This is a genomic window from Psychrobacillus sp. FSL H8-0484, from assembly GCF_038005325.1.
Lineage (GTDB): Bacteria > Bacillota > Bacilli > Bacillales_A > Planococcaceae > Psychrobacillus.
In genome coordinates this window covers 2,634,904-2,660,288 of sequence record NZ_JBBOSZ010000001.1, presented here as the reverse complement: position 1 = coordinate 2,660,288, position 25,385 = coordinate 2,634,904, and the positions used below count along the sequence as shown (strand labels likewise).

Genomic DNA, 25,385 nt, shown 5'->3' with positions numbered 1-25,385 from the left:
CAACATGAAAGTTTAACAGAATCCGATAAATAAAGAAACTTAGCACACACTTTTTCGTCTAAAAGTGTGTGCTTTTTATGTTACACTAATACATAAGTAAATTTAATAAATAAGTAGGTGAATCACATGCGGAAAATTTCGAATAAGCGTGCACAAAGTATAAAGGCAAAACAACGAGCTACTATTACATTTCGCATGAATATACTGTTCTTTTCAATATTCATCCTTTTTACGATCCTCATTTTGCGTCTAGGATTCTTGCAAATTGTTAAAGGCGAAGACTATACAAGAGCTATAGAGAGAACAGAGGAAGTTGCTGTAAATACAAGCGTACCGAGAGGACGTATTTTTGATAGTGAAGGTAGAATTTTAGTGGATAATAAGCCGCAACGAGCGATTACGTATACGAAAGTGCAAACAACGAAAGCAGAAGAGATGTACAAGACTGCAAAGAAGTTAAGTAATTTAATCGTAAAAAAGACAGATAATATTACTAAAAGAGACTTGCAAGACTACTGGCTTTACGTAAACGAAGAAGAAGCGCAAGATTTAATAACAGATGAAGCTCGTAACAAAATACTAAGTGATGAAGAATTATCGAAGAAAGAAAAAAATATTGCAATTGATCGACTGATTAGAAGCAAAATTTCCGATGAGCAATTAAACTCATTTACACCAGAAGAGTTGGAAGTAATTGCTATTTATCGCGACATGGCTTCTGGCTATGCACTTTCCCCACAGATCATTAAAGGGGATGATGTCAAAGATCCAGTAACAGTAGAAGAATTTGCTCAAGTTTCAGAAAGACTAGGTGAATTGAGTGGAGTAAATACAACCACAGACTGGAGAAGGGTGAAAAATTCATCTCTTGCTATTTTAGGTAGTACAACATCACCAAAAGAAGGGATACCAAATGACCGTTTAGATTATTTTTTATCTAGAGATTATACTCGAAATGACCGAGTTGGAAAAAGTTATATTGAACAGCAATACGAAGAAGTATTACAAGGTCAAAAGAGTGTTGTCAAAAACATTACGAATGGTAAAGGTAACGTCATTGATGTACAAACAGTGTACGAGGGTGAACCCGGAAAAGATCTAGTGCTGACGATTGACAGTGAACTACAACTAGAGATGGAGACTATCTTTGAAAAGAAATTAATAGAAATGAAAAAAAATGCAGGAACAAAATATTTAGACCGTGCATTTTTAGTAATGTTAGATCCTTATACAGGAGAAGTATTATCAATGGTAGGAAAGCAAATTGGAAAAGACTCGGTTACCGGAAAACAAACGGTTAATGATTATGCATTTGGTTCCTTTACAACTGCTTATGAAGTAGGATCAACCGTAAAACCAGCTACGTTGCTAACTGGTTACCGTGAAGGAGCAGTGTCAGTTGGTGACGTGTTGATTGATGAACCTATTCGCATAAAGGGATCTCAACCAAAAAGCTCTGTTTTTAATAGAAATTCCCGTATAGCACTAAATGATTTAGAAGCTCTTGAGCGTTCTTCCAATGTATATATGTTCAAAGTCGCGTACAGTATAGCCGGTCGAACATATCAACCAAATCAATCGATTAACTTTGGGACGGATGCTTTTAGCAAAATGAGAAATGGATATGCACAATTAGGATTAGGGGTACCAACTGGAATTGATCTACCAGGAGAGGTTTCGGGTGTAATGGGTGGAGTGGAAGATGGTCAATTATTAGATTTAAGTATTGGCCAATATGATACCTATACTCCACTACAACTTGCGCAGTTTGTTTCCACACTTGCAAATGGTGGTAGTCGAATAAAGCCGCATGTCGTGAAAGAAATTCGAGAGCCGTCTGTTGATGGTACACAATTTGGTACATTAGTGAAAGAAATAGAACCGACTATTCTAAATACTGTAGATAACACAAGAGCGGAAATCGAACGAGTTCGTCAAGGGATGCAACGTGTATATTTTGGTAACAATGGCTCCGCAAGAAGAGCTTTTTCAAACGCACCATACACGGCTGCAGGGAAAACTGGAACTGCTCAGTCCTTCTTTTATGATGCTGCGCAAGGAAAAAGTTTTCAAACAGTCAATCTAACCCATATTGGTTTTGCTCCTTATGATAATCCAGAAATTGCATATGCAATTGTCGTGCCTTGGGCATCGGAAGCGTCAGTTTATGAATCGAACTATACGAGTGCACTTGCGCGTGAGGTAGTTGACAAGTATTTTGAGATACAAAAAAAGAATGATGTGTTAAAAGAGAATGAATCCTCTTCTACGCCAACTATAAAACCAGCGTTTACTAATGATAAGATTGATGAAGAAGAAACCGAATAATGGTGAAAAAGAAGGTCATCCTAATATCTAATTAGGATGACCTTTTTCTGTATTATATAAACATCCTGAATACCCTCTTTACAAAACCTTTACAATACATTCATATCGTCTCAACATGTAACCTTTAAAGTAAGGTTTGTAAGAAAGAAAAACAAAACATTTAGGGGGATTTACCTGATGAAGAACTGGAAGTACTTATTAATGACAACAATGGTAGGATCAGCATTAACACTTGGAGCTTGTGGAAATGATACAACCCAAGAAGAGACTGCATCTGAAACTGCATCAGAAACAACTTCTGGTGACACACAAGAAGAGGCAGTACTTGAAGGACAGGTAGCTGGTGATGGTTCAAGTACAGTAGCTCCAATTATGGAAGCGATTGTTGAAGAATATGCTGGAGTACAAGATAAAGTTCAAGTAACTGTAGGTGTATCTGGAACAGGTGGCGGTTTTGAAAAGTTCATCGCTGGAGAAACTGATTTCTCTAACGCTTCTCGTCCGATCAAAGACGAAGAAAAAGAAGCACTTGCAGCAGCAGGTATCGATTTCACTGAATTCAAAGTTGCATATGACGGTTTATCATTAGTAGTAAATAAAGACAATGATTGGGTAGACTCTTTAACAGTGGAAGATTTACAAAAAATGTGGATTGAAGACGGTACAACGAAAAAATGGTCTGATATTAACCCGGAATGGCCAGATGAAGAGATCGTATTCTACTCACCAGGTACAGATTCAGGTACGTATGATTACTTCGATGAAGTAGTACTTGATGAAGCTGACTTAGTAAAATCTGCTACACTTTCTGAAGACGATAACGTATTAGTACAAGGTGTACAAGGCGATAAAAATGCAATTGGTTTCTTTGGATATGCTTACTACTTAGCGAACAAAGATACATTGAAAATTGTTAAAGTTGAGGGTGTAGAACCAACAAACGAAACAATTGAATCTGGAGAATATTCACCACTATCTCGTCCACTATTCGTTTATGCTAAAAATAGTGCTATTAAAGAAAATCCTGCATTTTATGATTTCATGAAATATACAATTGAAAATGCTGGAGCAATGTCAGAAGCAGTTGGATATGTAAAACTTCCAGATGCTGATTACGAAAAAGGTTTAGCTGATTTAGAAGCTTTAAAATAAATTAATAGGTCAATCTGAAAAGTAAGAAACGAGTAGCAGGGCTTGCTACTCTTTTCTTTCGTTTGGTAAAAGGGGGATTCACCATGGCTCAGAAGAAATTAACTGGTCAACCATCAGTTCAAGAGCTAATTGCTAGATCAAATAGCAAAAAACAGAAAAAAATAATAGAGAAAATCATTCCGATTATTCTATTACTTATTGCATCTGTTTCCGTATTGACGACTTTTGGAATCGTTTTTACTTTAATCGTGGAGACAGGAATATTTTTCTCAAGAGTTCCAGTAACTGATTTTCTATTTGGAACAGAATGGTTTCCTTTTGGAAATACGGAACAATTATTTGGCATTTTACCTTTAATAGCTGGAACATTAAAAGTAACATTCATAGCAGCTATTGTTGCAGTTCCATTTGGAATTGGTTCTGCCGTATTTTTAAGTGAATACGCAAGTGATAAATCACGAAGAATTATTAAGCCTATCCTAGAGGTATTAGCTGGAATTCCAACGATTGTTTATGGGTTCTTCGCTTTAACGTTTGTAACACCACTTTTACAACAATTTATTCCTGACTTAAAGATCTTTAATGCATTAAGTCCAGGGATTGTTGTAGGAATTATGATATTACCAATGATTGCATCATTATCGGAAGATGCGATGTCATCCGTGCCAAACTCGATTCGTGAAGGTGCTCTTGCAATGGGATCTACAAAATTAGAAGTAGCGCTAAAAGTAGTGTTACCTGCAGCTTTATCAGGGATCATTGCTTCCGTTGTACTTGCTATGTCTCGAGCAATTGGTGAAACAATGATCGTTTCGTTAGCGGGTGGATCAACGCCAAAATTCGATTTAAATGTGACAGATTCCATTCAAACAATGACTGCATATATCGTTCAAGTGTCATCGGGTGATGCAGGATATGGAACAACGATTTATTATTCAATATACTCAGTAGGTTTTACATTATTCTTGTTTACACTATTGATGAACTATATTGCTCACGTTATTTCGAAAAAATACCGGGAGGAATATTAAGATGAAATATGTAAATCACAAATCAGTCATTAAAAGAATGAATAATCGACTTATTATAAATCGCGTTTTTAAAACAATCTTCTTTATAGCAACATTATTTGCTTTAGTTACACTTGGTATTCTATTTTATCGAATTATCACACAGGGTGTTGGCTATTTGACACCTGAATTCTTTCAAAACTTTGGCTCTCGCTTTCCTGCCAAAGCAGGGATAAAGGCAGCTTTAGTTGGTTCCATTTGGTTAATGTGCGTTGTGGCACCTGTTTCCTTAATATTAGGAGTTGGTTCAGCTATCTATTTGGAAGAGTATGCTAAGAAAAATAAACTAAATGATTTTATTCGGATGAATATTTCAAATCTTGCAGGTGTTCCTTCTGTTGTATTCGGGTTACTTGGTTTGACTATCTTTGTTCGTACTTTAGCGCTAGGGAATAGTATTTTAGCTGCTGGATTGACGATGAGTTTGTTAATATTACCTGTCATTATCGTTGGAGCTCAAGAAGCAATTCGTTCAGTTCCTCAAGATGTTCGAGAAGCATCGTATGGAATGGGTGCAACGAAATGGCAAACCATTACAAAGGTTGTTTTACCTTCAGCTATTCCTGGTATTCTTACAGGTGCAATATTAGCTCTATCTCGAGCAGTTGGAGAAACAGCTCCTTTAGTAGTAATTGGAGTACCTGTTATTATTCAGTTTTTACCAGAGAATCTATTGAGCCAGTTTACAGCGTTACCTATGCAAATTTATGATTGGGCAAAACGACCACAACAAGAATTTCAATACGTTGCTTCTGCAGGAATTCTTGTTCTCATGATGTTCTTGTTGATCATGAACTCAATCGCAATATTTATTCGGAATAAATTCCAAAAAAGATACTAAGCTAAATCGTGATTAGGGGGAATTAATATGGTACAATCGTTAGAAAAAGGATCAATTTTACAAAATGAATCATCAAGTATCGTATACAATACACAACAATTGAATTTATGGTATGGAAATCATCATGCCCTTAAAAATATTGACTTACAAATAAAAGAAAATGAAGTAACGGCAATTATTGGGCCATCTGGTTGCGGTAAATCCACTTATATTAAGACGTTAAATCGAATGGTGGAACTAGTGCCTACAGTGAAAACTTCTGGGCAAATCTTATATCGGGAACGCAATATTTTCGATGCAGATTATGGTGTAGAAGAGCTACGTACAAAAGTTGGAATGGTATTCCAAAAACCGAATCCATTTCCAAAATCAATTTACGACAACATTGCCTATGGACCAAGAATTCATGGCATTAAAAATAAAAAAATTCTGGATGAAATTGTAGAGAAAAGTTTACGTGGAGCGGCTATTTGGGATGAAGTAAAAGATCGCTTAAATACGAATGCCTATAGCCTTTCTGGTGGGCAACAACAACGTATTTGTATTGCTCGTTGTCTTGCTATTGAACCGGATGTTATCTTAATGGATGAGCCTACATCAGCGCTTGATCCGATTTCTACATTGAAAGTAGAAGAATTGATCCAAGAATTGAAACAAGATTATTCGATTATTATTGTGACGCATAATATGCAACAGGCTGCACGTATTTCAGATAGAACTGCATTTTTCTTAAATGGTGAAGTAGTCGAATTTGATGATACAGATGTAATTTTTTCTACTCCTGAAGATAAGCGTACAGAGGATTATATTTCAGGGCGTTTCGGATAAGGAAAGGGGACATTGGAGATGGTGGGAAGAGAGAAGTTCGATGCAGATTTAAAAAAAGTACAGGAATTACTACTAGAACTAAGTAATGCTGCTATTCAAACATTAAATGATTCTATGGATCACTTACTAGCAAACAATATTGAAGGTGCACTTACAGTAATTAATAACGATGTTCATATTAATCGGATGGAAGAAGAGGTTAATGATCGTGTTATTTTACTAATTGCTAAGCAACAACCGGTTGCTAGAGATTTAAGAAGATTAATGGTGCTTGTAAAAATTGCTGCTGATATGGAACGTATTGGTGATTATGCTGTAAATATAGCAAAAGAAACAATACGGATAGGTAAGGATGAGCATATCGCACCAATTCATTTATTAGATGAAATGCGTATCAAGACTATTGCGATGTTAAAACAAATTTTAGACGCGTTTATTAATGAAGATATGGAAGAAGCTAAGAAAATTGCAAAGCAAGATGATGAAATAGATGAAATGTATGGTCATGCTATCAAAACACTTCTTGCAGTTGGAATTGAACAACCAACCCAAATGGGTCAAATAACTCAACTCTCTTTTGTTTGCCGCTACCTAGAAAGATCTGCAGATCATGCGACAAATATGGCAGAACGTTTATTATACCTGTTAAAAGGGAAGCATTACGAGTTAAATAATTAAAAAGAAAGCACATGAGCCCTCCTTCTAGGAGGAGTATCATGCGCTTTTTTTAGGGCTTTGTTAAACTACATTGTTGTTAATTGGTAGAATCCAGGCGGATTCTACCGCAAAATATATGCTTAAAAAACAACGGTATAATATGAGGCAACTGAAAAAGTCTATTAATCAAAAAGCGAGTTCTTGATTAAATATAACTTCTAGGTGATTCCGTTGCAGGCGGACGCTTTCCGCGGGCGGTCCGTGAGCCTCCTCGTCGCAAGCTCCTGCGGGGTCTCACCTGAACGCGCTTTTCCCGCTGGAGTCGCCGCCTTCCACTCCACACCATAAAATAAATACTCGAGTTAATTTCATAAATAGTACTTTGTCATTAAAATACGAACATTTATGACTTAGTTGATTGAAGCGACAGGCGGTGACTCCAGCGGGATGAGTGAGACAGATAAGACATTACAAACGACGCGTGAGCTGTGGTGATGGCTTATCGCTCACCCCGCGGAAAGCGTCCGCCTATAGCGGAAAACTACTACACTTTATTCCACGTAAAATATATATTTTCAAATCAAGTATACCTTCACTTAAGCCCTTACATGGCACTATACGAAAAAGATAATATGCTTCTCTAAATCAATGAACTGGTGGACTTTACTTTTATCTTGGAAGAATTAATAACAAAATACTGCTTAGACAATAGACGCAATGCGATACCACCGATTCACATGTTCAAATATCTATTATTGAAAGTGATTTTTGATGTATTAGATGTGGATGTAGTAGAGCGTTCGAAATATGAAATGTCGTTTAAATATTTCTTAGTGATGGTTCCAGAAGATCCAGTCATTGATAGCAGTTCATTAACGAAATAATTCCGTCGATTTCGTCTACAAGATGTCGGCTTATTAGACATGCTTATTGGGAAAACGGTAGAAATAGCACTTGAAAAGAACATCCTCAGAAGTAAAGCAATCATTGTTGATACCACACATACAAAAGCAAGTTATACTCAAAAATCACCAAAAGAATTTTTAGAAGAGAATTCACAAGATTACCGAAAAAGGAAAGGAGGATCGTGACGCTAGTCACGATCCTCCTTTCCAAATAATCGAGCGGTAATGATGATGTAGCTAAAGCCCATTCCAAAGAAATTCGGAAACGTCTGCGAACAGGTATTGTACTTAAAGGGAGCTTGCGCTTTTCTTATTTTTGTATATTATTTCGTTATTATTTCTGCTATTTGTTTGATGGTCATGGAAGAATGGAGTTCATATTCACCAATTTGAAGGCGACTAGATAAATCTTGTGCTTGTAAATAATCCTCTAAATCGAGTTTGTTTTGAATAACACCCGATTGTTCTAATAAAGAGCCGACATCATTTGAATTCATACCGGATTGAATGATGAGTACCATATTTCTTGTCCCATCAGACGCCGATTTTTCAGGTGTTTCTTTTTTCTGTGCTACAGGAGTAGTAGCTTGCTTTTTTTGTGCATTTTGTAAATCAAGTTGAAGGGCAGCTAATTGCTGTTTCACTTGTGTTAATTCTTGTTGCGCCTCATCATATGATTGTTGTGAAATTGCGCTTGTAGAGGCTATTTCTTTATCTTTAAGCATATGCTGCACTTGGAAAGCTGCGCCAGCTAAAAACAGTCCTATTCCAAAAAAACGGATGGCAGATCTATTCATTAAATGCCACCACCTACGACAGATTTTACTTCTTCTACAGTTAAAGAAGAGCGTATACTAATATCTTTTAAAGAGTAACCTTGTTTATGCAATTCCAATACTTGATTTTTAATTATTTCATGTATTATTGGTTTTTTAATTGGTGCCTTTTTCGGTATGGTAAGCTTTGTTGATTCAATCATTAATTCTTCTTCCACTACTTTAAGTCTACGTTTAATGGCACTCGTTTCTTGATACAATGTAAAAGAGAGTTCTTCGACTTCTGTTTCTACTTTTTTTGACGAATCTTTTACGAAAAACGAAATAACAATTAAAAGTATACCTATAATCATTATGATGATGGAAAAGTCCATTGTATTCACCTCAATTATTAAGTTCTTCTCCTTATTCTACCATATACTAAAAAACTTTGAATAATTTCTTGTATTAAGAGTAGATTTTATTTGATTATATGCTATAATTGGTTAGTCGTATAAATCATGCTCAAATTTTATATTTAATCCTGACAAAGAGTGGGAGGGACAACCATGCGCGTTAATATTACATTAGCTTGTACAGATTGCGGAGAGCGCAACTATATTTCTAAGAAAAACAAGCGTAACAATCCAGAACGTCTTGAACTTAAAAAATATTGCTCACGTGAAAAGAAATCGACTCTTCATAGAGAAACTAAATAATAACTTAAACCAAAACCAATTTCGGTTTTGGTTTTTTTCTATTGTATGGAGGAAAGGTAATGACGAAAAAAGAAGAAAGAGATAAGATGAAAGCCCACTTGTCTTCATTAAAGGAAGAATTATATAGAGCATACTCAAATGAAATCGAACAAAAATTTTTAATGGAAGAAAGCGTAGTGAATGCTTCTATAATTGGCATTACAATTTCTTCATTTCCAGAAGTTAATACAGAAGGAATTATTCAAAGTCTTTGGAAACAGGGAAAGACCGTAGTTGTCCCCAAATGCACACCTAGAGACCGTTCTATGACGTTTTATAAAATAGAAAGCTACAAACAGTTAGAAACAGTTTATATGCAGTTATTAGAGCCTAATCCAAATGTAACGAGTGCAATTGCTCCGAGCGATATTGACTTGCTTGTCGTCCCTGGGATTGTATACAGTAAAACGGGATTTCGCATAGGTTATGGTGGAGGGTACTTTGACCGTTTTTTAACAAATTTTAATGGCAATACCATCTCACTAGCGTTTGACTTTCAAGTAGTAGAAGTAGTTGAACATGAAATATTTGATTTGCCTATTGATAAAATAATTACAAATAATGCAATCATTCCATGTAAAGGGAATCGCGACAAGGATGAGTAATTTGAATTCAGTATATGATGTTATGCAGCTGTTAAAACGTTTCGGAATTTTTGTTTATACGAAAGATCGAATTGCTGATTTAGAAATGATGCAAGATGAGATAAGAGAACTGTATAGGATGCAGATGATAGAAGTAAAAGATTTTCAATTGGCCATTTTACTATTAAGGCAAGAGCAAAGTAAACTGAAGAAATAAAGAGCGTCAGATGCTATATGGGATCTGTCGCTATTTTTTATTAAAATATGTTTTTTTGTGCTTGTCCGAAACTTTTTTTGTTTAAGACCGTCTAATAGTGGGTATAAGGTAAAGGGATTGTAAATATATTAAATTCTTATTTCATTTTTGTTGATTTATTGTGAAGAAAGGATTAAGATATACTCTGTTACTTTTACTTATTTAATAAGATTGAAAAGGGGAGGATGTAGTCATGATGAAGAAAAAATGGCCGACACATTCTATTCTTGTTATAGCAATTGTGGCAACATGGATGAAGACGTATGTTGTTTACCACACGAGCTTTGATATGAAAATCGAGAATATAATGCAACAAGTGATATTATTTATTAATCCACTTAGTTTTCTATTGTTTATATATGGACTATCATTATTTTTCAAAAGTCCTAAAGCAAGAAATAGATATATAGTAATTACGAGCATCATACTAGCAGGTGTTCTTTATGCTAATGCAGTTTTTTACCGTTTTTTCAACGACTTCATTACGATTCCGGTATTATTCCAAACAAGTAATTTTGGAGATTTAGGAGCATCGGCGAAGGAAAGTATTCATGTAATGGACATTTTTTATTTTACAGATGTATTTATTATTTTGATAGCAATGAAATGGCTAAAAATTAATGAGAAAGTCTCACTTATTAAACCTGCTATGAGAAGAGCATATTTTGTTTTAGCTGCCGCAGTATTATTTTTAAACTTAGGTTTATCTGAAATTGAAAGACCGCAATTATTAACTAGAAGTTTCGACCGCGAAATGTTAGTGAAAAACATCGGACCTTACAATTATCATTTGTACGATTTGTATATCCAATCAAAATCGCATGCTCAACGTGCACTAGCTGATGGAAGTGAACTAGTTGAAGTGAACAACTTTGTTCGTTCTAATCAAGCAGATCCGAACGAAGAAATGTTTGGTATGGCAGAAAAACGCAACCTAATAGTTGTGTCGATGGAATCGTTACAATCATTTGTTATAAATAATGATATGAATGGGCACGAAGTAACACCTTTTTTAAATTCATTAACAAAAGATAAAGACACGTATTATTTTTCAAACTTCTACCATCAAACAGGACTTGGGAAAACATCTGATTCAGAATTTCTATTAGAAAATTCCCTATACCCACTTGGTGGAGGCGCTGTATTTTTTACACATGGTGAAAATACATTCCATTCGATGGCAGAAAGCTTAAATGAAGAAGGGTATTTTACAAATGTTATGCACCCAAACAAGAAGAGTTTCTGGAATCGTGATATGATGTATCAATCGCTTGCTATTCAAAAATATTATGATGTTAATAGCTATGAGGTAGACGAAGAAAATGCTGTAAACTGGGGAATGAAGGATATTCCATTCTTCGAACAATCAGTTGCTCATATGAAAGAAATGCCACAGCCATTTTATTCACGTTTAATAACACTTACAAACCATTATCCATTTACATTGGATGAAGAGGATAAACTAATTCCTGAATACGATTCTAACTCTAATACTTTGAATAAATACTTCCAATCTGTTCGATATATGGATGAAGCATTGAAGACTTTATTTGATGATTTAAAAGAACAGGGATTATATGATAATTCAATCATTGTGATGTATGGAGATCATTATGGTATTTCAGAAAATCATAATGTGGCAATGGAACAGTATTTAGGGAAAGAAATTACTCCATACGAATCAGCAAAACTTCAACGTGTACCTTTATTCGTTCATATTCCGAATAGTGGGCAAGGAGAAGAAATTACAGAGACTGCTGGTCAAATAGATCTACGACCTACTATTTTACATCTTCTTGGTGTAGAAACAGCGAAAGATATGCAATTAGGTGCAGACGTATTTTCGGAAGATCATGAAGAATTTGTTGTTTTCCGTGATGGTGGTTTTGTAACAGATAAACTAGTCTATACCAAAAATGCTTGTTATGACAATGCAAATGGTACTGAAATTGATATAGAAAACTGTCAGCCATATATTGACAGGGCTGCGCAAGAACTTGGTTATTCCGATAAAATTATTAATGGTGATCTACTGCGTTTTTATGATTTGAAAACAGGGAACCTCCTATTGGATGAAGCCGAGAAATTAAATCCATAAAGTACGAAAGGCACAGACAAAAATGTCTGTGCTTTTTTGTGAAACAAATGTAAAATTAGTACGTCTAATATATAACAAGAGGGGGGAGTAGATTGAAGAAAATTGGAATGCTTTTAATATGCCTTTTTTTATTACAAGCATGTGAAGAAAGTTACCCTCAAGTTGAAAATAATGGACCTAACTCAATAGAAAAAGTACCACAGAGTGTTCCAGGCAATCAGGTAGCTACTCCTACGAAAAAAATTCCATTGCTTAAGTTAAATCGATCTACGTTTCATAGTGTAATTGGGTGGATGTCTAATGATGAAATACTATTTATTTTAACAGAAGATGGCGATTGGACTGTTCAGTCGTATAACTTGTCTACTGAAACTTGGAAAACAATTTATAGAACAAACACTCCAATTATTCAAGGTACAATTCATCCATCAAAAGAAATGATTTTATTACATACATCTAGCAATTCGTCATCTGCTGAAATACAATTAATACATAAAAATGGCTACGTTGTACAAAGCTTATCCTTTGAATCAGCTGAAATTTACATGGATTGGCACCCAACAAATCCAGATTTAATCGTATTTTCTACATTTTATGATGATTGGTCTTATAGTACCTTTGTGTATGATGGGTCATCTCAACAATTAAAATCAATAGAAGTAGAGAATCCATTTGTGAAATGGTATGACGAACATCGTTTAATGGTTTTTAAATGGGGAGATTCTAGCTTGGATGGCAGTGATCTTCTCCTTTATTCTACAGCTGATGGAGGAACAGAAAGTACAGAATTTCAACATGTGTTAGATGTCCAAAATTTAGGGAATACGATGGTTTATGTTCAAATAAATGAAAAACAAGGAAAATTTGAATATCATATGGAGCAATCAGAAACTGGACAATATTTTGACTGGACCTCACCGGCTGTGAGCAATTATTCCGAGTGGGTTGTACCAACTTTTTCTGTCGTTCACCCAAATCAATTAATCGCAATTCGATCAAAAGCAGCAGGAAATGTGGATGAGTTTGATGATAAAGGGGTACTATCGAGTTATTCATTAGATGGTGAAAAAAGACTTGGTGAAATAGTTGATCAACCATTAGATTGTTCACCTAATGGAGAGGTTTGCCTAGGGGGATATGAAAAAGAAAACTGGATTCAGTTAAATCCGTTTAATGAACAGGCTTGGTTACAATTAATAGAATAGAAAAAAGCTGCTGTACGTTAAGTACAACAGCTTTTTCTTTTACATTTTAGTGTAAGCTTGGTGGGAAACCTTGGTTCACGATTGTCATGACTGTAAAGAAGCCAAAAACAGCAAATGTTCCAAAGTTAAATAAAACACCTAGCACATTCTTTTCTTTGAAAGCTTGGAAAGTGCCGACTACAGCTAAAACTGTAACTAGTCCAAAGATAACCATTAATAAGTTCATGAAAGACACTCCTTCCGACATCTGAAAATGAATGTCGCGTTTGCATATTCCTCTTCTATTGTAATTGTATTATTAACATTTGTCGAGAGAAAAAAGTGGCGAAGCATTGAACAAAGGAATCATTATCGTTTTAAATAAAAAAGAGGTGAAAAAGTACGTATCCATTCCCTAATCTTCCTTAAACACAAGTTAAAAAATCAGTAAAAATCTATCATGCTCTACGTATTGGAAATCAATTTTTGGACGAAAGAAATAATTGAATTCCTTTGAATAACTGCAAAAAAGACAGGTTTTTAAGACCTGTCTCAGATGTTCTGTAGATTTTGGTTATAAGCACAAAGTCAATAACCGCCGCCGTATCCACCGCCGTGGTCACATTTACTTATGAAACTTGCTCCAACAATAATCAAAAGAATAAACAGAACAACAATTAAAGCGAATCCGGATCCGTTGTTTCTATCTCCACCTACATTACTCATATTATACACCTCCTATATTTGAGTTAATTCATTCTATGTCTAAAATAGATGTTCACCTGATTCATTTGTTCGGTTTTAAGAAGATATTTTAAAACCACTGGAGGCACAGTCAGGGTGGTATGATGTGCCCTTCAGTTATAATAGAGTATTCAAGTTTTTATAAAGTGCAGAGGCATATACCTAAGAGTAATTAGTTGAGCTAGTTCGTTTGTGAGAAAGACGCATTAGTCAAATTAAGTGGAGTAAAAAGAGTTTACCCAACTATCTGTGCATAGCTTCTAATTCTTATGTAGAGGATTTCATAATGTTGGAGATAATTACTTTATTGGATTTGCAGTGTGGTCTTCAGACCTAAAATTCTGTACAATGTAATAAAATCAAAGAAAAGAGTGATTAAATGGCTACTTGTAGCATCAGAACTTATCCATTAGGTTTTATTCAGACAAATTGCTATATCGTATCGAATGCTGAAAAGCAATGCTTAATATTTGATCCAGGTGGAGAAGGAGAAAAGCTAATTAGCGAACTTCATCGATTAAAATTAAAGCCACTTGCGATCCTATTGACACATGCGCATTTTGACCATATTGGTGCAGTAGACGAAGTAAGAGATGCATATAGCATTCCTGTTTACATACACACTGCTGAAAAGAAATGGTTATTAGATCCTTCCAAAAATGGTTCTGCAAAGTATGCAGAAATACCATCTATTTCTGGGAAAGAAGCAGATAACATATTAAATAATGAATCGGAATTGCAAATAGGAAATTTCCATTTTCAACTTTTACACACACCTGGACATTCACCTGGTAGCTTAACGTTTTATTTTGAGGAAGATGGATTTGCTGTGGTTGGCGATACGTTGTTTCAAAATAGTGTTGGTCGGACAGATTTGCCGGGAGGGAATGAGCAGCAACTAATGAAAGCGATACACACAAAGCTTTTAACATTGCCTGAAACGACGATTATTTATCCAGGACATGGTCCAGCAAGTACAATTGAAGATGAAATGGAAAAAAATCCGTTTCTCAATGGATTTTAAACAATGGCTCTGTTAAATTAGACTGTTGTGTTCAACAAGAATATATTTGTGAAGAAAATCCGAGGACTCCTTCGGAAAAACGGGCTGCCAAGACCCGATAGCGGGCTTATAGGAACAAATCCTACATTAGCCACATTCATATGGCAACGGATTTGAGTCTGTTGGCTACGCCTTTCGACGCAGAATGGGCGCTGTGACCAACATATCGTTTAACAGATCCTAAGCAATAAAAAAAGCAGCCACAATGGGCTGCTTTTTTTAGACGTATTATCAATGTCCGCCAGGTACGTGCATAAACGTTGTGTAGTATGTAAAACCTGCGAAGAAGAACATTAAGTAAGCCCCGAAGATGTACATATACATACGCTCAGAAAGGTTCAAGAACCCTAAAAGTAGGAATAATCCCGTATTTGCTAAAAATAGTAAAGATGCTTCTGTCATATCACCTAAATAAAACATAACTGCAAAAATCCCTGTCCAGAAAGCCATCACTTTATACATATTGCCCATTTGTAAGTCCCTCCTTTTGCAACGATACAATAATTCTCCTATTCATTATAAATGAAAGTGTTCATACATGTAAACTGAATAATATATTTCCATATAGGATAAACATAAGATTGTCACAAATATGATTCATCTATTGTTTCATTATAGGACTTCTATTTGATATACGCAATTGTTACAGTGATTTTGCATACTTTCCACTTGTACAAACTCATTGGTAGGAAAAAGTGTATCAAACTGTCCTTTTAAGAAAGATTCATGCAGCCCACAAACTAGATGTGGGTATTTGTTTAGCTGATCCTTGTAAGGGCAATTGTAAATAGAAAACGTAATACTTTTTTTACCTTCTTTTTCTGTAATTTGTGGGAAGTAACCAATAGAATTTGCTGCTTGTGTTAATATTTCCAATTTAGTTTCAAATGTCTGTGTTGAAGTATTACCATGTTGTATACTCTTTTGTCCATTACGATAACTAATTTCTTTTGCTTTGGTGATAGCTATTTCACCGATGGAATCGACTAGTTCAAGCAACCATTGTAGCAGTAAATGATTTTCTTGTTTAGGAAAACTTAAATAGATAGGTTTTTCAGCAAGTAAGTAGACTCTTGCGGGTCTTCCGCCTTTTCCGTTTTTCACAAATTCGGATGAAAGTAATTTAGATTCGGTCAGTTTTGTTAAGTGCAGCCTAGCCACATTAGGGTGGATTCCAAACTGTTCGGCAATTTCTTGCACATTTACTTGTTTTTTCTCTTTCAATATATATTGATAAATGGAATATCTAGTTTCATCCGCTAACGTATTAGTAAGCTTTAATGTATCTGACATTATATCCCTCATTTCCCCTGTTACTTATTATTATAGTAAAGATTCTAAGAATGACAAAATAAATTAAAATCTTCTTTAATAATTTGAAAACTTTATAAAATCACTTTATTTATATGGCAATTACAAGTATACTAATTTTGTACAAGTTGTCTGCGGTCACGACTTGTATCTGGAGAAAGGAAAGATGCATGCAAAAAACTGAAAATATAGTAGAACAAAAATGTTTTCAATTACTGATAAAAGCACATCAATTTGGTGCTTCTGATTTACACATGATTCCAAACGAAGAGAGTTACTATTATTATTTTAAGAAAAATTCTCAAATGTTTGAAGCAGGGAAGCTTCCCCTAAACATGGGTGAACGTATCATTTCATTCTTCAAGTTTTTATCCTCTCTTGATATCAGCGAAAAAAGAAAGCCACAAAGTGGTTCATTTCAACAAACATTCAACTCTCAAAAATTTTCATTTCGAGTTTCAACTCTCCCATCTGTCTTTGGAAAAGAAAGTTTGGTAATCCGTCTGCAACAGCATGATAATGCAAAAATAATCCATTCATTGTCATTATTCCGGGATGCCTCTGAAAAAATTGTAGAGCTAGCAAAACAGCGACAGGGACTAATTCTTTTTGTTGGTCCAACGGGATCTGGTAAGTCCACTACAATGTACTCGCTCACAAAATACTGTTCGGAAAATTTAAATCGACATGTCATTTCTCTAGAAGATCCTGTTGAAAATAATCAGTCTCATTTACTTCAAATACAAGTGAATGAACGGTCAGGAGTGACATACTCTACAGGCTTAAAGGCCATTTTAAGGCATTCTCCGGATGTTATTATGATTGGGGAAATACGTGATGTAGATACTGCCAAAGCTGCTATTCAAGCAGCTTTGACTGGACATCTAGTTGTGTCGACTATCCATGCAAAAGATGGGGTGGGTGCTTTATATCGTTTAATGGATCTCGGGGTTTCTGTGGACGAATTAAAACAAACAATCACAGGAATTGTGACACAAAGGCTCGTCACCGTCATAAATACAAAAACCCCAGAGCTATCGGCTATATTTGAAATTATTTCAGAGGAATTTTTATCGGAAGCGCTAAACTCTCTTTTAACTGGAAGAAACTTTTGTGTACCACATACTAATACTCTTTCCTATCAAATAGAGAGAGGAGTTAGAGAAGGTGTTATTCAAAAAAATTAAAGCCTATCTCAAAAGGAAGGATGAAACAATTCCTTTAGATATGCAATCCTCTTTTTTAAGTAGGCTAAGCGATTTATTAAAGGAAGGCTATACATTTCATGAAGCAGTTACAATGCTTCTTCCATTTCATGTGAAAAAATCCGGGATTGTCATTCAAAAGATAACTGATATTCAAAAAAATGGGTTGAGTGTAACGGAAGTATTCAAATTACTAGGATTTCCTAGTAGATTGCTTTTACCGATTAATTTGGCTACGATCCATGGGCAACTACAAGAAACTGTAGCGGTTCTTGGGGTAAATGCAGCGATCTTTGAACGTGCAAAGAAAAGGTTAAATAACTTATTAATGTATCCACTTTTCTTATTCGTCGTTATCTTTTTGTTGTTTACGATATTTCGCCTCTATTTTCTTCCTAATATGAAGTCATTGCTCGGGTCAAGAGATGCTCTTCAGGCTGAAAGCTCTCTTGCATTAACAAACATGTTATTGCAATTACCGAATACGTTTTTAATGACTATTTCAGCGATAGCAGTGCTCATCATAATATTCCTGTTCCTATTAAATAATAAAAACATAAAAACCCAGCTTGATTTTTATAGAAAAATACCAGTAATGAAAAGTTGGTATCGACTAATACTTACAAGAGTGTTCTCTAGAGAACTGGGAGGGCTTATTGAGAGTGGAGTGTCGCTCCAGAAAGCATTAGACGCATTAATAGCGCAAGAAGAGCATAAAGGTCTTCAGTATATTGCCGGACAATTGAAAGAGAAAATTGTCCACGGGGAAACTTTCTCGGATGGTGTCTTATTACTCGACTATTTTACAAACGATTTTCACCATTTTGTCGTCCATGGAGAAAATAGTGGTTATCTTGGAAGAGAACTAACACTTTATAGCGAATTTTTAACAGAAAGAATGGAGACAAAGCTCTCCCGCTATTTAAGTATTATTCAACCAACGCTGTTTTTAATACTGGCGATTTTCATTATCGGTGCGTATTTAGCTATTTTATTACCAATCTATGAAATGATAAATATAGTATAAAGGAGTCTCATATGAAGAAGATATTAACAAATGAAAAAGCTTTCACTCTGGTGGAAATGATGATTGTTTTATTAATAATCTCTGTATTAATATTAATTACAATTCCGAATGTAACGAAACACTCGGCTTCCATAGATGAGAAAGGCTGCAAAGCTTTTGCACGGATGGTGGAAGGTCAGGTTGAAGCATATAAGATTGAAAAGAGAACTATACCCACATTAGACGATTTAGTTACAGAAGGTTTTTTAAAGGGCGATAAAACTTGTCCAAATGGTACACCAGTACTTATTGACCCGAATGATGGCAGGGTAACGATAGAAAATGAAGAGACCGCGGGATCTACTAGTGATGGTTAAACATTATGAAAAAGGGTTTACTTTAATTGAAACGCTGCTCGTTTTATCTATTGTGATGGTCATGTCGTCTTCGATTATATTTGTTACTTCTTCCAAGATGGAGGAAGTAGAGGAAAAACGATTTTTTAGACAGTTCCATTTAGATATGCAAAGACTCCAATCCATTGCGATTGGAGAATATAAGTATACGTATGTAAACTTTGTTGAAAATGGCTCGAAATATGTCGCGAAAAGTGCAAATGTACCTTTATTTGAATATAAAGTTCCAAAACATATGCGCCTATCAATGGATAGCCACTTAAAAGGAATTGCATTTCATCCTAACGGAACAGTCAGTCAGTTTGGATCTTTCCTATTTGAAACAAAAAAAGGTCACAAAAAAGTAACGGTGTATATTGGTAGAGGCCGACTAAGTTATGAAGAATAATGACGGCTTTTCATGGCCTGAAACCATACTATCGTTAAGTATAACTCTAATTATCGCAACCACATTACTTCCTCTACTCCATAATTTTACCGTGCAATTAGAAGAGAAGAAGCGGAAGTATCATGCCTCTATTGTGATGCATGAAGCAACGAAAATGTTCATAATGGAAAATATTTTGACTGGATCCATACACATTGAAAAAGTCGCTTATATGTTTGTAATTGATAACGAAAACATATGTGTGACTTATGAAGGGGTGCGAGAGGAGAAAACGAGTTGCTTAACTATTTCAAACAGAGAATCGTGGATGAGAAAGGATATACACTAATAGAAGGGATAATTCAACTCTCGGTCTTAATGCTTTTTTCGCAAGTATTTGCTGTAACGATGTGGTGGTTATATAAAATGGAAGAAAATGTGACTAATCCGATGGATACCGAATGGGCTTTATTTGTCCAAAATGTAGAGACGTACTTAAATGATATAGATTCATTAGTTATACAAAAAGAACAACCAGGAATTCGGTTTCATAAATTAGGCGAAGAGTATGACATTGAATTTTATTCAACTTTAATACGAAAACAGAAGAATAGGCTAGGACACGAACAGCTGCTGCTTCAAGTGGAGTCTTTGTCTGTGTCAATAGAAGGTAAATCTTTACGTTTTTTTGTCACATTTTTAAATGGCATGGAAAAGGAGCATACATTTTATGTTACGTATCGTGCAAAATGAAAAAGGAATCCTGTTGCCCGCGGCTGTTATACTCTTATTAATTGTTTGTTTTTCCCTTTTTTCGACAACTGCTGCATACCAATCAAAATATCGAACGTATGATTCGTTGGAAATGAGCAATATTAATGCTACTATCATTAAAATGGATAAATTTAAAGAGCGAGAAAATAATCCAGATATGTAGTGAGTTGGTGAATCGTGTACAAGGTATATTTAGTTGGCTTTATGGGAAGTGGAAAAAGTTCGGTCGGTAGGAGACTAAGCTATTTATTAAAGATGCCATATTATGATATGGATAAAGAAATAGTGAAAAGTCAAAAAAAGTCGATTTCTGAAATATTTGAGCAAGATGGGGAAGCGTATTTTCGAAATATAGAAACCGAGTTTCTTCAAAACTTTCGAGATGAGGCCTGTATTATTTCTACTGGTGGCGGAGTTGCCATGAAGGAGAAAAATATTCAAATTATGCGGAGTACAGGTTTAGTTTTGTATTTGGATGCATCATTTGATGATATTTGGATGAGAATAAAAAGCAATAAAAATCGACCAATCGTACTACAAAGCACCCGTGAAGAATTAGAACAATTATACAAAAGCAGAAGAAGAAATTATAAAAAAGCGGCACATATAACTATTCATACAGAATACCGTCCGCTTCGACAAGTAACGGAGTATGCTGGTTATCAAGTAAATCGGTTAAAAGGCGAATGAACTTTGTTTTTAAGTTAATATAGTTCGTGTTTTAATTAAATTATCAAAAAAGATTGCTTACTTTATGGTTCAATGTTAGGATATAGACAAAGCTAGTGATTATACAGATAGCGGATGAATATACGGGGAGAGAACGCTTCGATGCGTCGCCGAAGGAGCAAGTAATGAATTTTATGAATCTCTCAGGCAAAAGAACTCGTATAGGACGCAACTCTGGAGAGTGCTTTCGTTTAATTTTACGCAAAGCCACCAAAGAGGAAAGCCATATTTGGTAAACTTTCAGGTGCCAGGACAGAGAACCCCTATTTTTACAAAGGGGTTTCTCTGTCTTTTTTTATGCGACGGATTAGAAAGAACAGCTTTCGAACCTTGTTGCAGCATCATGGGGTCATTCGCTTTTTTATGTGTGTATTATTGAAGGAGGAGATCTTTTTGTCAGAGCAATTGAAACGAACACCTTTATTTGATGTCTACGCAGCCTATGGAGGAAAAACAATTGATTTTGGTGGCTGGGAATTACCTGTGCAATTTTCTAGTATTAAAGCAGAACATGAAGCGGTAAGAACAAAAGCAGGATTGTTTGATGTCTCACATATGGGAGAAATAATCGTTACAGGTTCAGCAAGTGAAGCATTTTTACAAAAATTAATGACAAATGATATCTCCAAGTTAGTAGAGGGTCAGGCGCAATATACTGCAATGTGCTATCAAGATGGCGGAATTGTAGATGATTTGCTAGTTTACAAATTAGAAGAGAATCATTACTTACTAGTAGTGAATGCAGGTAATATAGAAAAAGATTTTCAGTGGATGCAACAAAATGCATCGGGCGATGTTGAGTTAGTAAACAAATCCAATGAATACGGATTACTTGCAATACAAGGACCTCTTGCCGAGCGTATTTTACAAAAGCTTACTTCCCATAATCTTGAAGATATCAAATTCTTTCGTTTTGCGGATCAAGTCGAGATTGCAGGTAAGTCTGTTCTAGTTTCTCGAACAGGTTATACAGGTGAGGATGGATTTGAAATTTACGCAGCAAGCAGTGATGTTACGGAATTATGGAGCAGCATCCTAGAAACAGGTAAAGAAGAAGGAATTCTTCCCTGCGGCCTTGGAGCGCGCGATACTTTACGTTTTGAAGCATGCTTACCTTTATATGGTCAAGAGCTTTCGAAAGATATAACTCCATTAGAAGCAGGTTTAGGCTTTGTCGTAAAACTAAATAAAGAACAGGATTTCAACGGTAAATCTGTTTTAGCCGACCAAAAAGAAAACGGAGTACCTAGAAGAAGTATTGGAATTGAAATGATTGATAAAGGAATTCCACGCACTGGATACCCAGTCTTCGCAGGAGAAGAACAAATCGGTTTTGTGACAACAGGAACGCAATCTCCTACATTGAAGAAAAATATTGGTCTCGCATTAATTGACGCAAAATTTGCTGAAATCGGTAAAGAACTAGAAGTCGAAATCAGAAATAAACGATTAAAAGCTATTACGGTTGCAACACCATTTTATAAACGACAAAAATAATTTTGCAGAAAGAGGTTGTCCATTGATGAAGCATCGTTATTTACCAATGACTGAACAAGATCAAAAGGAAATGTTAGATGTAATTGGCATTTCCACTATTGATGAACTGTTTGCAGACATTCCTGAGAAAGTACGTTTTAAAGGTGAGTATAATATTAAACCAGCTAAAGCGGAATCAGCTTTATTAAAAGAATTATCTGCACTTGCGAATAAAAATGCAGATAGCAAAAAATACCCTTCCTTTTTAGGTGCTGGAGTTTATGATCACTTTAAGCCAATCATCGTTGATCACGTGATCTCTCGTTCAGAATTTTACACGGCGTATACTCCTTATCAACCAGAAATTTCACAAGGGGAACTACAAGCTATATTTGAATTCCAAACAATGATTTGTGAACTAACTGGAATGGAGCTTGCAAATTCATCTATGTATGACGGTGGAACTGCACTTGCAGAAGCAGGTAACTTAGCAGCAGGTCATACTCGCAGAAAAAAATTAGTTGTTTCGGAAGCTGTTCATCCTGAATATATTGACGTTGTTAAAATGTATGCCAAAGGTCAAAACGTGGAAGTAGTTACTGTTCCAACGAAAGATGGAGTAACTGATTTAGCGATTTTAGAAGGATTAGTAGATGAAGAAACAGCTGCTGTTTTAGTACAGTATCCGAACTTCTTTGGACAAATTGAAGATTTAGCTAAAGTAGAACAACTGACGCATGCTCAAAAAGCGCTATTTGTTGTTTCAGCTAACCCACTTGCATTAGGTGCGTTAACACCTCCTGGTAAATTTGGAGCAGACATTACAGTTGGAGATGCTCAGCCATTTGGAATTTCGGAAGCATTTGGTGGTCCACACTGTGGTTTCTTTGCAGTATCTTCTAAATTAATGCGTAAAGTACCTGGTCGTCTAGTTGGTGAAACAACAGATGAAGAAGGTCGTCGTGGATTTGTATTAACTTTACAAGCTCGTGAACAACATATTCGTCGTGACAAAGCTACTTCAAATATTTGTTCGAACCAAGCGTTAAACGCGCTAGCTGCTTCTGTTGCAATGACAGCACTAGGTAAAAAAGGCGTAAAAGAAATCGCGATTCAAAATATCACGAAGACACATTATGCTAAACAAGCGTTTGAAAAAGCTGGATTTGAAGTTCCTTTCCAAGGTGCTCATTTCAATGAAATCGTCGTAAAAGTGAACGGTACAGTTGCAGATGCAAACAAAGTACTTCTTGAAAAAGGAATTATCGGTGGTTTCGATTTAGGTAGAGTAAATGCAGACCTAAAAAATCATGTGTTAATTGCTGTTACAGAACAACGTACAAAAGAAGAAATAGATGCACTCGTGCAAGAAATGGGGGCTCTTTATGCATAAGGATAATCAACCACTAATTTTTGAAATTACGAAAGAAGGCCGTGTTGGGTATAACTTACCTGAACTGGATGTGCCAGAAGTAGATCTAGCTTCTCTATTACCACAAGGTGTGCTTCGCGAAGAAGAAGCAGAATTACCGGAAGTATCTGAGCTTGATATTATGCGTCACTATACAGCTTTATCTAACCGTAACCACGGAGTAGACTCAGGATTTTATCCACTTGGATCTTGTACGATGAAGTACAATCCAAAAATAAACGAATCAGTTGCTCGTTTCCCGGGATTTGCTAACATTCACCCGCTACAAGATGAGTCATCTGTACAAGGTGCAATGGAATTAATGTATGAATTGCAACAATCTTTAGTAGAAATTACTGGTATGGATGAAGTAACGCTTCAACCAGCTGCTGGAGCACATGGTGAATGGACAGCGCTTATGATGATCCGTGCATTCCACGAAGCAAATGGCGATACGCAGCGTACAAAAGTAATTGTTCCTGACTCTGCGCACGGTACAAATCCTGCATCAGCGACTGTCGCAGGTTTCGAAACTATTACTGTAAAATCTGATGAAAATGGTTTAGTAGATTTAGAAGATTTACGTCGTGTTGCTGGTCCTGATACAGCTGCTCTAATGCTTACTAATCCAAATACATTAGGTTTATTCGAAGAAAGCATTTTAGAATTAGCTGAAATCATCCACGGTGTTGGTGGTAAGCTTTACTATGATGGAGCTAACTTAAACGCTGTAATGTCTAAGGCGCGTCCTGGAGACATGGGCTTTGACTGTGTACACTTAAACTTACACAAAACATTTACAGGTCCACACGGTGGTGGTGGTCCAGGTTCTGGTCCAGTTGGAGTTAAAGCTGACCTAATTCCGTTCTTACCAAGTCCAGTACTTGTAAAAGAAGATGACAAATATACATTCGACTACAATCGTCCACAAACGATTGGTCGCGTAAAACCATTCTACGGAAACTTTGGAATTAATGTTCGTGCTTACACATACATTCGTTCAATGGGTCCAGATGGTCTAAAAGCAGTTACCGAATATGCAGTATTAAATGCAAACTATATGATGAGACGTTTAGAAGCGTATTACGATCTTCCATACAATCGTCATTGTAAGCATGAGTTCGTACTAAGTGGTCGTCGTCAAAAGAAATTAGGAGTTCGTACACTTGATATAGCAAAACGTCTTCTTGATTTCGGATACCATCCACCAACAATCTACTTCCCATTGAATGTAGAAGAAGGTATGATGATCGAACCAACCGAAACAGAATCTAAAGAAACATTAGACGCTTTCTGTGATGCAATGATTCAAATTGCAAAAGAGGTAGAAGAAAACCCAGAAATCGTTCAACATGCACCACACACAACGGTTATTAATCGATTAGACGAGACAAAAGCTGCGCGTAAGCCAGTACTACGTTACACAAAAGCATAAAGTAAAGAGCGCGATCCTGATATGGATCGCGC

29 protein-coding genes, 1 pseudogene and 1 riboswitch are annotated in these 25,385 nt (G+C 35.7%); of the genes and pseudogenes, 24 read left to right on the top strand and 6 right to left on the bottom strand.

Annotated features, from left to right (window positions below):
* The first annotated feature begins 126 nt into the window (after positions 1 to 126).
* The 7 genes and pseudogenes from MHH81_RS12940 to MHH81_RS12910 all read left to right on the top strand — a co-directional run.
* Positions 127 to 2,328 carry a peptidoglycan D,D-transpeptidase FtsI family protein gene (locus MHH81_RS12940; RefSeq protein WP_340921867.1) on the top strand — a complete coding sequence of 734 codons (2,202 nt, stop codon included), beginning with the start codon at positions 127 to 129 and terminating at the stop codon, positions 2,326 to 2,328.
* 177 nt (positions 2,329 to 2,505) lie between these two features.
* A complete protein-coding gene (locus tag MHH81_RS12935) occupies positions 2,506 to 3,480 on the top strand; it encodes a PstS family phosphate ABC transporter substrate-binding protein (RefSeq protein ID WP_340921865.1) in 975 nt (324 codons plus the stop codon).
* 83 nt (positions 3,481 to 3,563) lie between these two features.
* A complete protein-coding gene (gene pstC / locus MHH81_RS12930; RefSeq protein ID WP_340921863.1) occupies positions 3,564 to 4,511 on the top strand; it encodes a phosphate ABC transporter permease subunit PstC in 948 nt (315 codons plus the stop codon).
* 1 nt (position 4,512) lies between these two features.
* Entirely contained in the window at positions 4,513 to 5,391 is an 879-nt protein-coding gene (gene pstA / locus MHH81_RS12925; protein ID WP_340921862.1) for a phosphate ABC transporter permease PstA, read from the top strand.
* Between the two features lie 27 nt (positions 5,392 to 5,418).
* Complete coding sequence (pstB, locus tag MHH81_RS12920) at positions 5,419 to 6,219, top strand: phosphate ABC transporter ATP-binding protein PstB (RefSeq protein ID WP_340921859.1); 801 nt, start codon at positions 5,419 to 5,421, stop codon at positions 6,217 to 6,219.
* Positions 6,220 to 6,237: 18 nt separating this feature from the next.
* Positions 6,238 to 6,897, top strand: coding sequence for a phosphate signaling complex protein PhoU (phoU, locus tag MHH81_RS12915; protein ID WP_340921857.1), 660 nt, complete (start codon positions 6,238 to 6,240; stop codon positions 6,895 to 6,897).
* A gap of 548 nt (positions 6,898 to 7,445) precedes the next feature.
* Positions 7,446 to 7,949 (top strand): annotated as a pseudogene (locus MHH81_RS12910) (transposase); the annotation flags it as partial.
* A gap of 155 nt (positions 7,950 to 8,104) precedes the next feature.
* Here MHH81_RS12910 and MHH81_RS12905 read toward each other — a convergent pair.
* Both MHH81_RS12905 and MHH81_RS12900 read right to left on the bottom strand, forming a co-directional pair.
* Positions 8,105 to 8,578: a hypothetical protein gene (locus MHH81_RS12905; RefSeq protein ID WP_340921855.1), complete on the bottom strand. Its 474-nt coding sequence runs from the start codon at positions 8,576 to 8,578 to the stop codon at positions 8,105 to 8,107.
* Positions 8,578 to 8,931, bottom strand: coding sequence for a hypothetical protein (locus MHH81_RS12900; protein ID WP_340921853.1), 354 nt, complete (start codon positions 8,929 to 8,931; stop codon positions 8,578 to 8,580). The genes MHH81_RS12905 and MHH81_RS12900 overlap by 1 nt, the downstream gene beginning before the upstream one ends.
* 174 nt (positions 8,932 to 9,105) lie before the next feature.
* Between MHH81_RS12900 and rpmG the strand changes: the two genes are divergently transcribed.
* From rpmG to MHH81_RS12875, 5 genes are all read left to right on the top strand, one after another.
* The gene (rpmG, locus tag MHH81_RS12895; RefSeq protein WP_093265860.1) at positions 9,106 to 9,255 is read left to right on the top strand and encodes a 50S ribosomal protein L33; all 150 of its coding nucleotides are present in this window, start codon (positions 9,106 to 9,108) and stop codon (positions 9,253 to 9,255) included.
* Between the two features lie 59 nt (positions 9,256 to 9,314).
* Positions 9,315 to 9,899 carry a 5-formyltetrahydrofolate cyclo-ligase gene (locus MHH81_RS12890; RefSeq protein ID WP_340921848.1) on the top strand — a complete coding sequence of 195 codons (585 nt, stop codon included), beginning with the start codon at positions 9,315 to 9,317 and terminating at the stop codon, positions 9,897 to 9,899.
* Position 9,900: 1 nt separating this feature from the next.
* Positions 9,901 to 10,095: a YqgQ family protein gene (locus MHH81_RS12885; protein WP_340921846.1), complete on the top strand. Its 195-nt coding sequence runs from the start codon at positions 9,901 to 9,903 to the stop codon at positions 10,093 to 10,095.
* A gap of 232 nt (positions 10,096 to 10,327) precedes the next feature.
* On the top strand, positions 10,328 to 12,232 hold the full coding sequence (locus MHH81_RS12880; protein ID WP_340921844.1) for an LTA synthase family protein: 1,905 nt from the start codon (positions 10,328 to 10,330) through the stop codon (positions 12,230 to 12,232).
* A gap of 92 nt (positions 12,233 to 12,324) precedes the next feature.
* Positions 12,325 to 13,437 carry a YqgU-like beta propeller domain-containing protein gene (locus tag MHH81_RS12875; protein ID WP_340921842.1) on the top strand — a complete coding sequence of 371 codons (1,113 nt, stop codon included), beginning with the start codon at positions 12,325 to 12,327 and terminating at the stop codon, positions 13,435 to 13,437.
* Positions 13,438 to 13,483: 46 nt separating this feature from the next.
* On the opposite strand, the gene MHH81_RS12870 is transcribed toward MHH81_RS12875, so the two are convergent.
* The gene (locus MHH81_RS12870; RefSeq protein WP_340921840.1) at positions 13,484 to 13,663 is read right to left on the bottom strand and encodes a DUF2759 domain-containing protein; all 180 of its coding nucleotides are present in this window, start codon (positions 13,661 to 13,663) and stop codon (positions 13,484 to 13,486) included.
* Between the two features lie 341 nt (positions 13,664 to 14,004).
* Entirely contained in the window at positions 14,005 to 14,142 is a 138-nt protein-coding gene (locus MHH81_RS12865) for a YjcZ family sporulation protein (RefSeq protein WP_340921838.1), read from the bottom strand.
* 397 nt (positions 14,143 to 14,539) lie between these two features.
* On the opposite strand from MHH81_RS12865, the gene MHH81_RS12860 reads away from it, so the two are divergent.
* Positions 14,540 to 15,184, top strand: coding sequence for an MBL fold metallo-hydrolase (locus MHH81_RS12860; protein WP_340921837.1), 645 nt, complete (start codon positions 14,540 to 14,542; stop codon positions 15,182 to 15,184).
* Between the two features lie 270 nt (positions 15,185 to 15,454).
* On the opposite strand, the gene MHH81_RS12855 is transcribed toward MHH81_RS12860, so the two are convergent.
* Both MHH81_RS12855 and MHH81_RS12850 read right to left on the bottom strand, forming a co-directional pair.
* On the bottom strand, positions 15,455 to 15,694 hold the full coding sequence (locus tag MHH81_RS12855; RefSeq protein WP_340921834.1) for a DUF2626 family protein: 240 nt from the start codon (positions 15,692 to 15,694) through the stop codon (positions 15,455 to 15,457).
* A 141-nt stretch (positions 15,695 to 15,835) separates the two neighbouring features.
* Positions 15,836 to 16,516 (bottom strand): helix-turn-helix transcriptional regulator, encoded by a 681-nt coding sequence (locus MHH81_RS12850; RefSeq protein ID WP_340921833.1) that lies wholly within the window; start codon positions 16,514 to 16,516, stop codon positions 15,836 to 15,838.
* A gap of 188 nt (positions 16,517 to 16,704) precedes the next feature.
* On the opposite strand from MHH81_RS12850, the gene comGA reads away from it, so the two are divergent.
* From comGA to gcvPB, 11 genes are all read left to right on the top strand, one after another.
* Positions 16,705 to 17,721: a competence type IV pilus ATPase ComGA gene (gene comGA, locus MHH81_RS12845; RefSeq protein ID WP_340921831.1), complete on the top strand. Its 1,017-nt coding sequence runs from the start codon at positions 16,705 to 16,707 to the stop codon at positions 17,719 to 17,721.
* Positions 17,702 to 18,766, top strand: a complete 1,065-nt coding sequence (comGB, locus tag MHH81_RS12840; protein ID WP_340921829.1) for a competence type IV pilus assembly protein ComGB — start codon at positions 17,702 to 17,704, stop codon at positions 18,764 to 18,766. Before comGA ends, comGB begins: the two co-directional genes overlap by 20 nt.
* Before the next feature lie 11 nt (positions 18,767 to 18,777).
* On the top strand, positions 18,778 to 19,122 hold the full coding sequence (gene comGC, locus MHH81_RS12835) for a competence type IV pilus major pilin ComGC (protein WP_340921826.1): 345 nt from the start codon (positions 18,778 to 18,780) through the stop codon (positions 19,120 to 19,122).
* A complete protein-coding gene (comGD, locus tag MHH81_RS12830) occupies positions 19,115 to 19,549 on the top strand; it encodes a competence type IV pilus minor pilin ComGD (protein WP_340925241.1) in 435 nt (144 codons plus the stop codon). Before comGC ends, comGD begins: the two co-directional genes overlap by 8 nt.
* Positions 19,539 to 19,877, top strand: a complete 339-nt coding sequence (locus MHH81_RS12825; RefSeq protein WP_340921824.1) for a hypothetical protein — start codon at positions 19,539 to 19,541, stop codon at positions 19,875 to 19,877. The genes comGD and MHH81_RS12825 overlap by 11 nt, the downstream gene beginning before the upstream one ends.
* Positions 19,826 to 20,281 (top strand): competence type IV pilus minor pilin ComGF, encoded by a 456-nt coding sequence (gene comGF, locus MHH81_RS12820; RefSeq protein ID WP_340921822.1) that lies wholly within the window; start codon positions 19,826 to 19,828, stop codon positions 20,279 to 20,281. Before MHH81_RS12825 ends, comGF begins: the two co-directional genes overlap by 52 nt.
* Positions 20,259 to 20,465, top strand: a complete 207-nt coding sequence (locus MHH81_RS12815; RefSeq protein ID WP_340921820.1) for a hypothetical protein — start codon at positions 20,259 to 20,261, stop codon at positions 20,463 to 20,465. Before comGF ends, MHH81_RS12815 begins: the two co-directional genes overlap by 23 nt.
* Before the next feature lie 14 nt (positions 20,466 to 20,479).
* Positions 20,480 to 20,992 carry a shikimate kinase gene (locus MHH81_RS12810; protein ID WP_340921818.1) on the top strand — a complete coding sequence of 171 codons (513 nt, stop codon included), beginning with the start codon at positions 20,480 to 20,482 and terminating at the stop codon, positions 20,990 to 20,992.
* Positions 20,993 to 21,106: 114 nt separating this feature from the next.
* A riboswitch (glycine riboswitch) is annotated at positions 21,107 to 21,200 on the top strand.
* 224 nt (positions 21,201 to 21,424) lie between these two features.
* Positions 21,425 to 22,528, top strand: a complete 1,104-nt coding sequence (gene gcvT / locus MHH81_RS12805) for a glycine cleavage system aminomethyltransferase GcvT (RefSeq protein WP_340921816.1) — start codon at positions 21,425 to 21,427, stop codon at positions 22,526 to 22,528.
* A gap of 25 nt (positions 22,529 to 22,553) precedes the next feature.
* Positions 22,554 to 23,900, top strand: coding sequence for an aminomethyl-transferring glycine dehydrogenase subunit GcvPA (gene gcvPA / locus MHH81_RS12800; RefSeq protein ID WP_340925239.1), 1,347 nt, complete (start codon positions 22,554 to 22,556; stop codon positions 23,898 to 23,900).
* On the top strand, positions 23,893 to 25,353 hold the full coding sequence (gcvPB, locus tag MHH81_RS12795; protein ID WP_340921814.1) for an aminomethyl-transferring glycine dehydrogenase subunit GcvPB: 1,461 nt from the start codon (positions 23,893 to 23,895) through the stop codon (positions 25,351 to 25,353). The genes gcvPA and gcvPB overlap by 8 nt, the downstream gene beginning before the upstream one ends.
* Positions 25,354 to 25,385: the final 32 nt, after the last annotated feature.

Coding starts and splice junctions, on each gene's coding strand:
- MHH81_RS12850 (WP_340921833.1), bottom strand. CDS start 16,516: ATGTCAGATACATTAAAGCTTACTAATACGTTAGCGGATGAAACTAGA.
- pstC (WP_340921863.1), top strand. CDS start 3,564: ATGGCTCAGAAGAAATTAACTGGTCAACCATCAGTTCAAGAGCTAATT.
- gcvPB (WP_340921814.1), top strand. CDS start 23,893: ATGCATAAGGATAATCAACCACTAATTTTTGAAATTACGAAAGAAGGC.
- MHH81_RS12860 (WP_340921837.1), top strand. CDS start 14,540: ATGGCTACTTGTAGCATCAGAACTTATCCATTAGGTTTTATTCAGACA.
- MHH81_RS12815 (WP_340921820.1), top strand. CDS start 20,259: ATGTTACGTATCGTGCAAAATGAAAAAGGAATCCTGTTGCCCGCGGCT.
- phoU (WP_340921857.1), top strand. CDS start 6,238: ATGGTGGGAAGAGAGAAGTTCGATGCAGATTTAAAAAAAGTACAGGAA.
- MHH81_RS12900 (WP_340921853.1), bottom strand. CDS start 8,931: ATGGACTTTTCCATCATCATAATGATTATAGGTATACTTTTAATTGTT.
- comGD (WP_340925241.1), top strand. CDS start 19,115: ATGGTTAAACATTATGAAAAAGGGTTTACTTTAATTGAAACGCTGCTC.
- MHH81_RS12935 (WP_340921865.1), top strand. CDS start 2,506: ATGAAGAACTGGAAGTACTTATTAATGACAACAATGGTAGGATCAGCA.
- pstA (WP_340921862.1), top strand. CDS start 4,513: ATGAAATATGTAAATCACAAATCAGTCATTAAAAGAATGAATAATCGA.
- MHH81_RS12825 (WP_340921824.1), top strand. CDS start 19,539: ATGAAGAATAATGACGGCTTTTCATGGCCTGAAACCATACTATCGTTA.
- rpmG (WP_093265860.1), top strand. CDS start 9,106: ATGCGCGTTAATATTACATTAGCTTGTACAGATTGCGGAGAGCGCAAC.
- MHH81_RS12905 (WP_340921855.1), bottom strand. CDS start 8,578: ATGAATAGATCTGCCATCCGTTTTTTTGGAATAGGACTGTTTTTAGCT.
- MHH81_RS12890 (WP_340921848.1), top strand. CDS start 9,315: ATGACGAAAAAAGAAGAAAGAGATAAGATGAAAGCCCACTTGTCTTCA.
- comGC (WP_340921826.1), top strand. CDS start 18,778: ATGAAGAAGATATTAACAAATGAAAAAGCTTTCACTCTGGTGGAAATG.
- comGA (WP_340921831.1), top strand. CDS start 16,705: ATGCAAAAAACTGAAAATATAGTAGAACAAAAATGTTTTCAATTACTG.
- MHH81_RS12870 (WP_340921840.1), bottom strand. CDS start 13,663: ATGAACTTATTAATGGTTATCTTTGGACTAGTTACAGTTTTAGCTGTA.
- gcvPA (WP_340925239.1), top strand. CDS start 22,554: ATGAAGCATCGTTATTTACCAATGACTGAACAAGATCAAAAGGAAATG.
- MHH81_RS12880 (WP_340921844.1), top strand. CDS start 10,328: ATGATGAAGAAAAAATGGCCGACACATTCTATTCTTGTTATAGCAATT.
- MHH81_RS12865 (WP_340921838.1), bottom strand. CDS start 14,142: ATGAGTAATGTAGGTGGAGATAGAAACAACGGATCCGGATTCGCTTTA.
- MHH81_RS12940 (WP_340921867.1), top strand. CDS start 127: ATGCGGAAAATTTCGAATAAGCGTGCACAAAGTATAAAGGCAAAACAA.
- MHH81_RS12855 (WP_340921834.1), bottom strand. CDS start 15,694: ATGGGCAATATGTATAAAGTGATGGCTTTCTGGACAGGGATTTTTGCA.
- pstB (WP_340921859.1), top strand. CDS start 5,419: ATGGTACAATCGTTAGAAAAAGGATCAATTTTACAAAATGAATCATCA.